General features: G+C 55.4%; 12 protein-coding genes. 7 read left to right on the top strand and 5 right to left on the bottom strand.

Annotated elements, in window-relative coordinates:
• Nucleotides 1-29 precede the first annotated feature (29 nt).
• Complete coding sequence (locus C7476_RS04605) at nt 30-1,610, top strand: trimethylamine methyltransferase family protein (protein WP_114428727.1); 1,581 nt, start codon at nt 30-32, stop codon at nt 1,608-1,610.
• Between the two features lie 59 nt (nt 1,611-1,669).
• Entirely contained in the window at nt 1,670-4,246 is a 2,577-nt protein-coding gene (locus C7476_RS04600; protein ID WP_114428726.1) for a GcvT family protein, read from the top strand.
• Here the strand turns inward: C7476_RS04600 and C7476_RS04595 are convergent.
• Nucleotides 4,223-4,990, bottom strand: a complete 768-nt coding sequence (locus C7476_RS04595) for a phosphate/phosphite/phosphonate ABC transporter substrate-binding protein (RefSeq protein ID WP_114428725.1) — start codon at nt 4,988-4,990, stop codon at nt 4,223-4,225. The two genes, C7476_RS04600 and C7476_RS04595, sit on opposite strands and share 24 nt — an antisense overlap.
• 9 nt (nt 4,991-4,999) lie before the next feature.
• Nucleotides 5,000-6,037: a fatty acid desaturase gene (locus C7476_RS04590; protein WP_425373942.1), complete on the bottom strand. Its 1,038-nt coding sequence runs from the start codon at nt 6,035-6,037 to the stop codon at nt 5,000-5,002.
• A 115-nt stretch (nt 6,038-6,152) separates the two neighbouring features.
• Here C7476_RS04590 and C7476_RS04585 point away from each other — a divergent pair, with 115 nt between their 5' ends.
• Nucleotides 6,153-6,989: a helix-turn-helix domain-containing protein gene (locus C7476_RS04585; RefSeq protein WP_114428724.1), complete on the top strand. Its 837-nt coding sequence runs from the start codon at nt 6,153-6,155 to the stop codon at nt 6,987-6,989.
• A 91-nt stretch (nt 6,990-7,080) separates the two neighbouring features.
• Nucleotides 7,081-8,094, top strand: a complete 1,014-nt coding sequence (gene bmt / locus C7476_RS04580; RefSeq protein WP_114428723.1) for a betaine--homocysteine S-methyltransferase — start codon at nt 7,081-7,083, stop codon at nt 8,092-8,094.
• A gap of 64 nt (nt 8,095-8,158) precedes the next feature.
• Here bmt and C7476_RS04575 read toward each other — a convergent pair whose 3' ends face one another.
• Together C7476_RS04575 and C7476_RS04565 are read right to left on the bottom strand one after the other, a co-directional pair.
• Nucleotides 8,159-8,764, bottom strand: a complete 606-nt coding sequence (locus tag C7476_RS04575; RefSeq protein WP_114428722.1) for a PadR family transcriptional regulator — start codon at nt 8,762-8,764, stop codon at nt 8,159-8,161.
• 909 nt (nt 8,765-9,673) lie between these two features.
• Nucleotides 9,674-11,260 carry a trimethylamine methyltransferase family protein gene (locus tag C7476_RS04565; protein WP_114428720.1) on the bottom strand — a complete coding sequence of 529 codons (1,587 nt, stop codon included), beginning with the start codon at nt 11,258-11,260 and terminating at the stop codon, nt 9,674-9,676.
• 359 nt (nt 11,261-11,619) lie between these two features.
• On the opposite strand from C7476_RS04565, the gene C7476_RS04560 reads away from it, so the two are divergent.
• Nucleotides 11,620-12,318, top strand: a complete 699-nt coding sequence (locus C7476_RS04560) for a corrinoid protein (protein WP_114428719.1) — start codon at nt 11,620-11,622, stop codon at nt 12,316-12,318.
• A gap of 89 nt (nt 12,319-12,407) precedes the next feature.
• Here the strand turns inward: C7476_RS04560 and C7476_RS04555 are convergent, their stop codons facing one another.
• Nucleotides 12,408-12,563 (bottom strand): entericidin domain-containing protein, encoded by a 156-nt coding sequence (locus tag C7476_RS04555; RefSeq protein ID WP_112528692.1) that lies wholly within the window; start codon nt 12,561-12,563, stop codon nt 12,408-12,410.
• 70 nt (nt 12,564-12,633) lie between these two features.
• Here C7476_RS04555 and C7476_RS04550 point away from each other — a divergent pair, with 70 nt between their 5' ends.
• Together C7476_RS04550 and C7476_RS04545 are read left to right on the top strand one after the other, a co-directional pair.
• Nucleotides 12,634-13,260 carry a DUF1638 domain-containing protein gene (locus C7476_RS04550; RefSeq protein WP_114428718.1) on the top strand — a complete coding sequence of 209 codons (627 nt, stop codon included), beginning with the start codon at nt 12,634-12,636 and terminating at the stop codon, nt 13,258-13,260.
• Between the two features lie 82 nt (nt 13,261-13,342).
• Complete coding sequence (locus C7476_RS04545) at nt 13,343-13,921, top strand: DUF4893 domain-containing protein (RefSeq protein WP_114428717.1); 579 nt, start codon at nt 13,343-13,345, stop codon at nt 13,919-13,921.
• The last annotated feature ends 7 nt before the right edge of the window (nt 13,922-13,928 follow it).

Below are 13,928 nucleotides of genomic sequence, written 5' to 3'. Positions count from 1 at the left end.
TGTGACAGGTGCGAATGAGGGCATAAGCAATGAGTGAACCTGCAGTTGAGACCGACGCAAACGCATCAGCCAGGGACCATGGCAGACGTGGCGGGCGGGCGCGGCCACGTAGCGTTGAAAGCGGTGCTTTCGATCAGCCGCCGTTTCGGCAGCTCAAAATCCCATTTACACCGACAAAGATCGTTTCCGACGATGAACTTGAATCGATCCACGATGCATCGCTTAAAGTGCTGCAGGAGATTGGGGTGGACGTGCTGCACGACGGTGCACGCGAAATCATGAAAGAGGCCGGCGCTGACGTCACTCCTGGTACAATGCGCGTTCGTTTCAACAAGGAAATGATCCTTGAATATGTCAGCCACGCGCCATCCGAGTTCACGCTGCATGCTCGCAACCCCGCACATAATGTGCGTTTTGGCGGCAATAATCTGATCTTTGCCCAAATGGGATCGGCGCCGAATTGCTCTGACACGGACAATGGCCGGCGTTCGGGTAATCAGGCCGATTTCCGCAATTTTTTGAAACTGGCTCAGATGCACAATATCATCAATGCGACAGGCGGTTACCCGGTCGAACCGATCGATATTCACCCCTCGGTGCGCCATCTGGAATGCATACGCGATCTTGCGACACTGACCGACAAGCCGTTTCACATCTATTCGCTCGGCAAGGAACGAAACCAGGATGGAATAGAAATTGCGCGTCTCGCCCGTGGCATCAGCCACGAACAGCTGCAGAGCGAAGCATCTTGCTATACGATCATCAACACCAATTCGCCGCTGAAGCTCGATATCCCGATGATGGAGGGCATCATCCAGATGTCGGGCAATGGCCAAATCGTCATTGTCACGCCCTTCACCCTCGCGGGCGCCATGGCCCCGGTGACGATTGCAGGAGCATTGGTCCAGCAGAATGCCGAGGCGCTGGCCGGTATCTCCTTCACGCAGATGGTCAAGAAGGGCGCGCCCGTCGGTTACGGCGGATTTACCTCCAATGTCGACATGAAATCGGGTGCTCCCGCCTTTGGCACTCCCGAATACATGAAAGCCCAAATGGTTGGCGGTCAGTTGGCTCGCCGTTATGGCATCCCCTACCGCACATCCAATGTGTGTGCAGCTAACACGGTGGATGCCCAGGCTGCCTATGAATCGGTGTTCTCGCTTTGGGGCGCGATCCAGGGCGGCGGCAATTTCATGCTGCATTCCGCGGGCTGGTTGGAAGGTGGGCTTTGCTGTTCCTATGAAAAGATGATGCTCGACTTCGACCTGTTGCAAATGGTGGCGGAATTCCTGACGCCGCTTGATCTGTCGGAAGATGCACTAGGCCTCGATGCGATGCGCGATGTCGGTCCAGGCGGCCATTTCTTTGGCACTGGCCACACCCAGTCTCGCTACAAGAATGCCTTCTATGCGCCGATCATTTCCGACTGGCGCAACTACGAGAGCTGGCAAGAAGCCGGTTCACCAACGGCGATCGAGCGAGCCAATCGAGTCTGGAAAGAACGATTGGCAACTTACGTGAAACCAGCGATCAACCCAGCAATCGAAGACGAAATCAATGCCTTCGTTGCAAAGCGCAAGGCCGAGGGTGGTGCTCCCACTGATTTCTGACCAGTTGAATCAGACTCTCACGGCGTTGAATCAAATTTCCATATACGAGGCATAACAATATGAAATCGCACGTTAAAGCAGTTGTCATAGGAGGCGGTGTCGTTGGATGCTCTGTGCTCTATCACCTTGCACGCGCCGGCTGGAAAGACGTGATGCTGATCGAGCGATCGGAGCTCACGTCCGGTTCATCCTGGCATGCTGCCGGAGGTTTCCATACGCTCAACGGCGATCCAAACGTTGCCAAACTGCAGGCCTATACGGTCAGCCTCTACAAGGAGATCGAGGAACTCTCGGAGCAGTCATGCGGCCTGCATCTGACAGGTGGCGTGATGATGGCCGACAGCCAGGAGCGCATGGATTTCCTGCGTCTCGCGCATGCGCGTGGCCGCTATCTCGGCATGGATACAGAACTGATCACGCCATCTGAAGCCAAGGCGATGTTCCCGCTGATGGACGAGACCAACTTCGTCGGCGCCATGTGGGACCCGGTCGAAGGTCACCTCGACCCATCGGGCACGACTCATGCCTACGCCAAGGCGGCGCGCAAGCTTGGCGCGGAAATTACACTCCGCAACCGCGTCGTTGAATTGACCCAGGAGACTGATGGCACCTGGAATGTTGTCACGGAACAAGGCACAGTAAAGGCCGAACATGTCGTCAATTGCGGCGGTCTATGGGCCCGCGAAGTCGGCCGCATGGTCGGTCTGGAACTGCCAGTCCTTGCCATGGAGCACATGTATCTCCTTACCGAAGACGTTCCCGAAGTCATGGAGTTCAACAAATCCACTGGACGCGAACTCATCGGTGTCATGGATTTCAAGGGCGAGATCTATACCCGTCAAGAGCGTAACGGCATTCTGCTCGGCACCTATGAAAAGGCGGCAAAGCCATGGTCGCCTGTGAACACGCCATGGGACTTCGGCCACGAACTGCTGGCGCCAGATATTGACCGCATTGCTCCTTCACTCGAAGTGGGTTTCAAGCATTTTCCGGGTATCGAAAAGGCCGGCATCAAGCAGATCATCAATGGCCCCTTTACGTTCGCGCCGGACGGCAACCCGCTTGTCGGACCGGTTCCTGGTCTCACCAATTACTGGACAGCCTGTGCCGTCATGGCTGGTTTCAGCCAAGGCGGGGGCGTTGGCCTCGCTCTTTCCAACTGGATGGTGCATGGCGAGCCTGGCTTCGACGTCTGGGGCATGGACGTCGCCCGCTTCGGCGAATGGGCGACCCTGCGCTACACCAATGCCAAGGTGCGCGAGAACTATTCGCGCCGCTTTTCCATCCGCTTCCCCAACGAAGAGCTGCCCGCTGCGCGTCCTCAGCAGACGACGCCGCTCTACGACACAATGGTCGCACAGAATGCAGTCATGGGCGATTCCTGGGGCCTCGAAACTCCGCTATGGTTCGCCCCCAAAGGCACGGAAGCCCGCGATATCGTCTCCTATCATCGCTCGAACGACTTCGAGCATGTCGGCAACGAAGTGCGGGCAACACGGACAACTGTCGGCGTCACCGAAATCGCCAATTTCGCCAAATATGAAGTGACGGGCGCTGGTGCCGAGGCTTTTCTGTCGCATCTGATGACCAACACCATGCCGAAGACTGGACGTCTGGTCCTCACTCCCATGCTGAACGAAGAAGGCAAACTCATCGGCGACTTCACCATCGCCAAGGCAGCAGACGACCGGTTCCTGATCTGGGGATCGTCCGCCGCGCAGCGGTATCACATGCGCTGGTTCCAGAAGCAGCAGCCGAGGGACGGCTCGGTGCGAATCCACCGCTTCGATCAGACGTTGGTGGGGCTGGCGATTGCCGGTCCCAGAGCACGCGATCTCCTTGCAAAACTCGTCGACGAGGACGTTTCAAACGCGGCTTTCCGCTTCATGGATTTCCGCGAGATGGCTGTCGGTGGAGCACCGTGCAAGGTCAATCGCATCTCCTACACTGGCGACCTCGGCTATGAGATCTGGATGGAGCCCGCTTACCAGCGCCTGGTGTACAAGGCGATCAAGGACGCAGGCGCCGAATACAACATCGTTGATTTCGGCATGCGCGCATTGCTCGCCATGCGGCTGGAGAAAAATTTCCCCACGTGGTTCCGCGAATTGCGTCCAATCTACGGTCCGTATGAAGGTTCAATGGACCGCTTCATCAAGCTTTCGAAGAATGAGTTTATCGGTCGGGAATTGGCAGCCAAGGAGAAGGCTGAGTTTGATGCCGGAACCAGCACGAAGCTGCGCCGCGTCTCCTTCCTGATCGACGTGCCGCATGGCGAGGGTGCTGCCGATGTCATGGGGGACGAACCGATCTGGGCGAAAACCTCGAAGGATTACGGGACGGTTCAGGCAGGTCATGGTGTCGGCGCGCCACGCTTCGACGCAACTGGTGAAATTGTCTCCCATGAGGGCGACAAGGGAGCCGTGCAAGGCGAATGGCGCGTTGTTGGCTGGGTCACATCCGGCGGTTATGCTCATTATGTCGGCCAATCGATGGCTCAAGGCTACGTGCCGGCAGAACTCGCCAGAAGCGAACGACAGGGCCTGTTCGAGGTGGAAATTCTCGGCGTTCGCCGCGCCGCCCGGATAAACCTGGAGCCGCCGTTCGACCCGTCAGGCGAAAAGATGCGCGGGTAACTCAAAGGCCGAGATAAAGGGCAAGCCTTTGCGCTTCCCCGTCCAGCCGACGACGACCAAGGCGCTGGCGGCTTCATCATAACGCTGCGCCAGTTCCCAGGATTTGCAATCGATAGCAGCGACGTCTGCCCGTCCAGCCGCAACAGCTTCAACGGAATGGCGATGCCCGCCGGTCTCCGTATGACTAATAAACAGGTCCAGCGTCTCTCCCTGGGCTTCGAGGTCCCGCTGAAGAGTGAGATAGCCGGACATGGAGTCGTGACTATTGAACGCGAGCCGTTTCTGCCGCATTATTTCCAGAGGTAACCTGGCCTCTTCGCCGGGGGGCGCTTTGACGGGCATCCCCTCGCCTCGCCGCATAACCAGTGCACTTGAATAAAGTTCACCATTTCCACCATCAACGCCTGAGTAATCATCCTGCCCGACAACATGGACATAAGCTTGAAGACCCAATTCGAGGGGGCCCCAGCAAGCTTGGGCAAAGAGCAAACCAGGATGACACCACAGCGTCTGCCGATCTAACTCGTCGGGTGGAAGTACGGCTGGATCTGGCGCGATGACATTGCCAGTCTTATCTTTTACGCCGCCAGGAACCGCCGGCAGATCAGCATTGCGGCGCGTAAGGAATTCCGGTGCATCAAAGCCGTTCGATCGTAGTGTGTCACGCAAGGCCGCCCACTGCGCGTCAACTTCTGCGCGCCGTTCCGGCCAGTCATACATCGGCAAAGCCGCCACCAGAGTCATAGAGCTTGTTTACTCTTTCGGCGGCTCGGCGGGAATAGGCATTGTTGAGCCGCCCTGCAGACTGATGCCATGGCGGCGTGGCCGGAAGGCCCGCCCTGGAGCCGGCTCACGACGAAGAACGGGGTGAACGACTTCCTGTTTTTTGCGGAATGCATATGCACGCAAAATCTCGAAATAATTGCGGAAGACATAACCACCATTCATGCGCTGCCATTCCTCTCGCTGTTCGCGATAGAGCTCCGGCAGATCATACCAAGGCGCGGTTGGCCGTTTATGGTGCACAAAATGCAGGTTGTTATTAAGGAAAATGAGAGCGAGAGGCGATTTCTCCACGATAATCGTCCGCCCATCCGGGCGCTCCGACCATTGGTGTTCGCAATAACTGCGGATCGAGATGATTGACAGACCCCAATAAACAGCTGTCAGCGCGTAAATCCAAAGGGGAATGCCGAAAACCATCCATACAATTGTAAGCATTGGGAATAGCCCGGCGAAATGTAAGAGCCAGGCCGTGCGCGTCTTCCTGTCGCCTCCAGCAACCAGCTTCACCTCAGCGATGATAAAGCCAATCGCCATCAGAATCGGGCCAATAATAATCCGGCCACTCAACGTGTTGTTCCAGTTGAGGAGTGATTTGACAAATGCAGGCAGTTTTTCCCAGTCGCCCATGGCGCGGAAATAACTCTCAGGATCGTCATAGGGGTCTGTCAGCCGCTCATCCGCATGGTGCTTGAGGTGAAGATGCTTGTAGCGCCGATAAGGGAAAACGAGACCAATCGGCAACGAAATCAGGATTTCGTTGACAAGACCACTGCGCGTTGGGTGGCCGTGCAGAACTTCATGCTGTAGGGACGAATGCAACGCGACAGAAATGGCCATCGCGGCCAGAGCAACCAATGGCATGGTGTCGTAGACGTGAAAACCGGAGAAAAACCAAAGCCCGTAGCAGGCTGTCATCAAGCCAATGGTTGGCCATTCAATGCCGGTGCGCTTGCGCGAATGCTGGGATGGTGAAGAGGGTATTTTGTTATGTCGTTCTGATTCCATGTTTTTCATGGTCTCATTGTCAGGAGCTGTCAGCAATGCTATTTTTGTGAGTAAGTGTTGATTTTGCGCACCAAATGGCGCAATTGTTGTGCATTATGAACAATGTGGTGCGAATATGGATAAACGCGACCTTTCCCGCCTATTCCAGGAGCGCATCAAAAGTCTCCTTGTCCGGAGTGGTGAAAACCAGTCAGCCTTTGCTGCATCAGTTGGTATTGACCGTTCAGCCTTGTCACAACTGCTGTCGGGCGTGTCTACCAGACTGCCGCGCGTTGAGACTCTGCTCAACATTGCCGAACGCCACGCCGTGTCGCTCGATTGGCTTTTAGGATTGAGCCAGGATGAGGGCATTACAGGCGAACTTCGCCCAAGCATGGAAATAGAAGAAGGTTCGAATAACTTCGAACGCACGCTCCTCGTCAAGTGGCACGCGGAAGCGACCGGCAGTAAAATCCGCTACGTCCCCGCGCGCATCCCGGACTTGTTGCGTACACAAGCTGTCGTTGCTTACGAGACCTCCATGGTCCACCGGGACCCCGCAACCCAGTTGAGCGAGACCGCGTTCCGGCTTGATTATAATCGCCAGCCGGGCACCGACATGGAGGTCTGTATGCCCTTCCAGACGCTGAATGATTTTGCCGCCGGTTGCAGCATCTGGAGCGATCTTTCGCGCAAGGTCCGTCTCGAACAGCTCGACCACATGGCCGAATTGATTGATGAGCTCTATCCGTCATTTCGGCTTTATCTCTTTGACGGACGCGAGCGTTTCTCTGTTCCCTATACCGTTTTTGGCCCATACCGCGCCGCTATATTTGTCGGGGAAATGTATCTGGTCCTGTACACAACTGAGGCGGTGCTGACCATGCAACGGCATTTTGACGGATTGATCCGGGTCGCCAAAGTCAATGCCCACGAAGTGGCTGGTTACGTTTCATCGCTGAAGGTCAGTTGATCATGCGGCGGGCCTTGTCGCAAATGATCATTGACCACATATAAAGACTTCCTTATATCATTATTTAGCTTATCCAAAGGGAACGTGCGCCATGACTATTGCAAACCCACTTGCTGATCTCATCGCTGAGAAGGGCGTTTTGCTGGCTGATGGTGCAACAGGCACAAATCTTTTTGCTACCGGGCTTGAAGCAGGCGAAGCTCCGGAACTCTGGAATGAAGCGCAGCCCGAGAAAATCATTGCATTACATCAGGGCTTTGTCGATGCTGGAGCCGACATCATCCTGACCAATTCCTTCGGTGGCACACGCCATCGTCTGAAACTCCATCATGCACAGGATCGTGTCTTCGAACTCAACAAGAAAGCCGCAGAGCTGGCGCGTAGCGTTGCTGACAAGGCAGACCGCAAGGTCATTGTTGCAGGGTCCGTCGGCCCGACAGGCGAATTGCTCGTGCCGCTGGGTGCCTTGACCGAAGAAGATGCGGTGACGGCTTTCACGGAACAGCTGGAAGGCTTGAAGGCTGGCGGCATCGACGTTGCCTGGATCGAGACGATGTCAGCTCCGGGCGAAATACGCGCAGCTGCCGAGGCAGCCGTTAAAGTGGGCCTACCTTATGTCTATACCGGATCGTTCGATACCGCCGGCAAGACCATGATGGGTCTACCGCCGAAGGACATTCACGGTGTGGTCGACGGACTCGCGCAACGCCCGGTTGCCGTTGGCGCCAATTGCGGCGTTGGTGCGTCGGATATTTTGGCTTCTCTTCTTGACATGAGTGAAGCCGATCCTTCCGCAACGATTGTTATCAAAGGCAACTGCGGCATACCGGAATTTCGCGGCGCGGAGATCTTCTATTCCGGCACGCCGGAACTGATGGCCGACTACGCCCACCTTGCAATCAATGGCGGCGCGAAAATTATTGGCGGCTGCTGTGGCACATCGTTCGAGCATCTGGCAGCAATGCGCAAAGCGCTCGACAGTCACACGCATGGCGCGCGGCCCTCTGTCGAGACAATCGTCGAGACCATCGGACCAATGCGCAACAAACTCGCAGCTCACGCGGATGATATGCCAAAGCGGGAACGCCGCGGACGGCGGGGATAGACTAATTTGACACAAAAACCGGCGGTTTGACCCGCCGGTTCTTTTTGTCACAGTCTTTTGGACCTCAGAGGTCCTCGATTTCGCGGCGGACCCTCTTCAGGATATTGCGCAGCTCCTCGGCCTTCTCAGCCGTCAGCGAACCACTGCGGAGCTTCGAGCGAAGTGCGAAGCTCAATGCATGCATCTCCTCGCCCAAAGCGGCACCACGTATCTCGCCGGAGGCGTTGTCAAGTTGGCCATTGATCTTGTCTAGCTCCGCCCGGTTCTCATCGAGATAAGCAAGCCCCTGGTCCGTGATCGTATAGAGCCGCTTGTTGCCGGTCGTGGTGGAGGTAACAAGATCGGTTTCCTCCATCATTTGCAACATCGGGTAAATCGCGCCGGCACTCGGGGTATAGGCGCCCTGAAATCTCGCCTCCAGCGCCTTGATGACGTCGTAGCCGTGACGTGGTTCTTCCGCGATTAAGCCGAGAACGACAAGGCGCAGTGCACCTGGATCAAACATACGCGGACCGCGCCCGCCAAACGGACCGCCTCGATGCCGCCCGAACGGACCGCCGCGTCCGCGTCCGCCAAAGCGGCCGCCTCCCTCCTGCGAACCTGACATTGCCTCAACGCGCGACCAGTGATCGCCGCCATAGCTGTGGTGATTTCTGCAATGACCGTACATGGAATTTCTCCTGGTTATATCTTTCATGAGCTATATCTACGCAAAGATATATCTTTAATCAAGATAAAGATATATCTTTTACGAGGTTTCCGCCTAAGAGTTTGAATTAGCCTCTGTATTTTTTTGCGGAAAGTATGTCAGCCCCGGGCAAAAGCGTTCATATGAAAACGCATCTGCGGCGTATTGTAGGCGTGCTCGCATCCCACAGGACATGCGCGGCGTGCCAAACAACCGCCGTTCAGGCACTCGTTCCCCTCTCCAGAAGCAAGATGGGAACGACAACGGACGACATTGTATCCGTCACCGGAAAAAGCATTCACTGGGCAAGACGAAAGGCATGGCTTGTCCTGGCAATCGTAGCAGGGATGATTTTGCGGACTACCGCTAGCAAAATCGAGCGCGCGATCGAATAGCAGCGCCCCGCGATAAGCGTGCCAAAGCCCGTATTGTGGATGGATCAGTATTCCGAGTGGAGAAGGGCGCAGTCCCTCAGCGCGCATCGCCCATTGTTGAAACGGCAGATAAGGCCGGTCGGAGGGAAACACGGCCATCGCACTGAATTTCAATGCAACGGCAGTCAGAACATCCTTGGACCATTGATCGAGCGGATCCTGGGAATCCGTGTGGTCCTGCCACCACCGCGTGAAATGCGGCCAAATGGCCGATCCGAAGTGGCCAACCAAGACAACGCTTCGAAAATAGGTCCCTCGAATCAAGGGCGAAGGCGCGTTCTCTTTGTCGAAAACAAAACCGCCGCGCGGGACCAAACCATATGGCTCCAGCGCGGCGGCGATTTGATCCGGTATCAATTCTGCAAAGTCACCCCGCATCTGAACCCTTTACAGCAGAGGCCCAGACTTCCTGGTGGATCAGATCGGCCACTTTAGCCCGGCCGTCTTCGGGCTTCTTTCACGTGAATGCGTCGGGCATGGACGCCTTTTTCTTGGCAATGAACTCCTTGAGTGACTCGTCGATGGCCGGATCGAGATAAGGCGCCTCGTATGTTTCCAGCCAACGGCGAGCAAGTTCATTGGCGCGCTGATCCGCCCGCTTTTCGCCTTCCGCCAGCCATTGCTCGTACGAATTGTTATCTGCAATATTCGAACGATAGAATGCGGTTTGGAAGTTCGCCTGCGTGTGGTCGCAACCAAGATAGTGGCTGCCGGGACCAACTTGCCGGATAGCATCCATCGCTTGACCGTTCTCGGAGAGGTCGACGCCTTGGGCGATCTTCTGGGCCATGCCGAGCTGATCGATATCCATCATGAATTTTTCATAGGAAGATACCAGACCGCCTTCGAGCCAGCCCGCCCCATGCAGCACGAAATTCGTGCCCGCAAGAAGCGTCGAATTCAATGTATTCGCGCTCTCATAAGCTGCCTGAGCATCGGAAACCTTGGAAGCACAGAGCGAACCACCGGTGCGGAAAGGCAATCCGCAGCGGCGTGCCAGTTGCGCAGCACCATAGGAAACCAATGATGGTTCGGGCGTACCAAAGGTCGGCGCACCTGATTGCATGGAGATCGACGACGCGAACGTGCCGAAAATCACAGGGGCGCCGGGCCGGATCAATTGGGTAAAAGACGCGCCTGCAAGAACCTCGGCCAGGACTTGGGTGAGCGTACCTGCCACCGTAACCGGGCTCATGGCGCCGGCAAGAATGAACGGCGTGACGATGCAAGCCTGATTGTTGCGTGCATAGACCTTCAACGCACCCAGCATGGTTTCATCGAATACCATGGGAGAATTTGCATTGATCAGGCTCGTCAAAACGGTGTTCTGGTCGAGATAGTCCTCGCCGAACACCAACTTGCACATGGAAATCGTATCTTCAGCACGTTCGGGTGCGGTGACAGATCCCATGAAAGGCTTGTCGGAATATTTGATGTGCGCATACACCATATCGAGATGGCGTTTGTTGACCGGCACATCGACAGGTTCGCAAACCGTACCGCCCGAATGATGAATTGACGGCGCCATATAAGCCAGCTTGACGAAATTATTGAAGTCTTCGATCGTCGCGTAGCGGCGAACGCCCTCGAGATCGCGAACGAAAGGCGGCCCATAGACCGGTGCAAAAACGGTAGCATCGCCGCCAATCTGGACGGAGCGTTCCGGATTTCGCGCATGCTGCGTGTAGATCGGCGGAGCAGTCTTCAGCAGAGAACGCGGCAAACCCTTGGGAAAATGCACCCGCTCGCCTCTGACGTCGGCACCGGCTTCTTTCCACAGTGCGAGCGCTTCCGCATCATCGCGGAACTCGATGCCGATCTCCTCCAGCACCGTATCGGCGTTCGCCTCGATTATCGCCAAACCTTCTTCGTCCAACACTTCGAAGGTACGTATCTTGCGCGTAATATAGGTCAGCGACTTGCCAGGACCGCCACCCGAACGCGCAGCACGACGTGCAGCGGCACCAGCGCCTGCGCCGCGGCCACGACGCCCACTGCCTGTTTCCGCTTCTGCAGGTGCATCGACTGACGTTTCCTCAACCATTTTCTATCTCCTCAGCGCTTCACAAGCGCAGACTTCTTCTTGAGCAGGTCCGAATCTAAACGCGACACCGGCAAGAGCGTTTCCGTGTGCGGCACCGGGTGGCGCATCGGAGACAACTAGTGAAGCGGATTTGACATTCGCACGCCTTGGCCATCAGCTTCTGAAGCCAAAGTCAAATCCAAAAGTTCCACTAGGACTTTGAGATTGCTAGCGAATGTTAGAATCGGACCACTAGCCGGTCGTTTTCGTCATTTACTAGGTCGCATTTAAGCGATGCGTTTTCAGCAACTTGCCCGATATGTTAAAGAAACACCAGTTATGTTAGTGACATTGCATAACGCTTGAAAGGAAGCATAAAAATGGCCGATGATGAAATCATTCTTTCGGAGCTTTCTGACGATGAACTCGTCGAGCAAATGCATGACGATCTTTATGACGGCCTGAAGGAAGAAATCGAGGAAGGCACCAATATTCTGCTTGAACGCGGTTGGGCGCCCTACAAGGTTCTGACCGAAGCTTTGGTCGAGGGCATGCGCATCGTTGGCGAAGACTTCCGGGACGGCATTCTCTTCGTACCTGAAGTACTGCTCTCAGCCAACGCGATGAAGGCCGGCATGTTCATCTTGCGCCCTCTCCTTGCTGCAACCGGGGCACCGAAGCAGGGCAAGCTCGTCATCGGGACCGTCAAAGGTGACATTCATGACATCGGCAAAAATCTGGTCGGTATGATGATGGAAGGTGCTGGCTTCGATGTCATCGACCTTGGTATCAACAATCCGGTCGAAAAGTATCTGGCGGCAATAGAAGAACATCAGCCCGACATTCTTGGCATGTCGGCACTGCTCACGACCACCATGCCCTACATGAAAGTCGTTATCGACACGATGAAGGAAAAGGGCATCCGCGACGACTATATCGTGCTCGTGGGTGGTGCACCTCTCAACGAAGAGTTCGGCAAAGCCGTCGGCGCGGACGCCTATTGCCGCGATGCGGCGGTTGCTGTTGAGACAGCCAAGGCCTACATGAAACGCAAACACAATCAGCTTTCGGGAGCTTGATGGCATGCAAAACGGCCGCATGAGCATGCGACCGTTTTGTTAGCAAGAAATCAATAAACGGCTGAGGCCCAGACGGCCCTAAGCGTTAATTAATTGGCTGACTTTGCCACGCGATGACCAGCGCTCTGGGTCGCATTGACCGTATTGGCCGTATCTTGACCCATGCCGCGAATCGTATTGGCACAGCCGGCAAGTGCGACGACTGCAAGTACAGCGGCAATCGGAGCGATATGTGATAGTTTCATGGACGGTATCTCCCGTTCTGCTAGAATTAAATCCAACGCTGGAACAACGCGATAGAGCAAGATCAGTTCCATGAATGCAAGCCGAAAGTCGACGAAGTCACCGGAGATCGTGCGGGTCATTGCTTGTGGGATGATTGCGCGCGAAATCCTCGCGATACGCGAACAATTTGGCCTCGAACATATTGATCTAAAGTGCCTCCCCGCGATTTATCATCACTATCCGGATAAGATTGCGCCATCGGTAGATCGCGCAATCGTCAAAGCCAAAGCTGAAGGCATAACACGCATATTTGTCGGCTATGCAGATTGCGGTACGGGTGGCATGCTTGACCGTGTCTGTGAGAAACATGGCGTCGAACGCATCGCCGGCCCGCATTGCTTTTCGTTCTATGTCGGCAATGAAGCCTTCTCCTCACAGTGGGACGACGACATGACGTCGTTTTTCATGACAGATTTCCTCGCCCGCCATTTCGAAACGTTCATGGTCAAACCGCTGGGACTGGATCGGCACCCTGAACTGCGCGACATGTATTTTGGCAACTACACCAAGATGATCTACATCGCGCAGACTGATGATCCTAAGTTGAGCGCGAAGGCCGAGCGAGCGGCAGCTTTTCTAGGCCTCGCCTACGAACGGCGCCTGACGGGTTATGGTGATCTCGTTCCCGCCTTGACCTCGGCTGCGGCTCCCGATTAGATTCTCCTCCTGATCGCCATCAGATGAACGACTTCTTCGTCTGTATGCCTGAATACCAAATCGAGACAGGTATCAATTCATTATGCTTCGCGCTGGATTCGCCACCATTATCCTTATTGCTTGCACAACTGTCGCCCACGCGGACGGCGCGATAACGCGGATTATTACCAAGCCTGATCAAGCGAAGCTCGACAAATACGAAGAGACGAGGAGAACGGCAATCGACGCCGCAAGAAAAGGCGGCTCCACCGACGATTTGAAGCAATTAGACGTAATCCTCGCAAAGCCCCATCTCGCTTTCGGTGAAGATTTCGACATGACCGGCGATTGGAAATGTCGGACAACAAAGCTGGGCAAGGAACCAGCACTGGTTCTTTATGGCTGGTTCAAATGTCGTGTCACCGATGACGGATCAGGATGGATATTGGAAAAGACGAGTGGTTCACAACGCACGAAGGGACACTTTTATACCGAGGGCGACAACCGCCTGACCTATCTTGGTGTCGGCTATACTTTGGGTAACAAACCACGGAACTACAGCGCTGGCCCTGACGTTGATCAAGTCGGATACGCATACCGGACGGAAAAAAATGAGTTTCGAATTGAGTTCCCTTCGCCCGCTCGCGAATCGCTCATGGACATACTCGAACTGAAGCGTTGAGGTATTT

The sequence above is a fragment of the Phyllobacterium bourgognense genome (assembly GCF_003337575.1).
GTDB classification, from domain to species: domain Bacteria; phylum Pseudomonadota; class Alphaproteobacteria; order Rhizobiales; family Rhizobiaceae; genus Phyllobacterium; species Phyllobacterium bourgognense.
The sequence above is the reverse complement of the archived record's forward strand: the minus strand, read 5'-3'. Positions and strand labels throughout refer to the sequence as shown.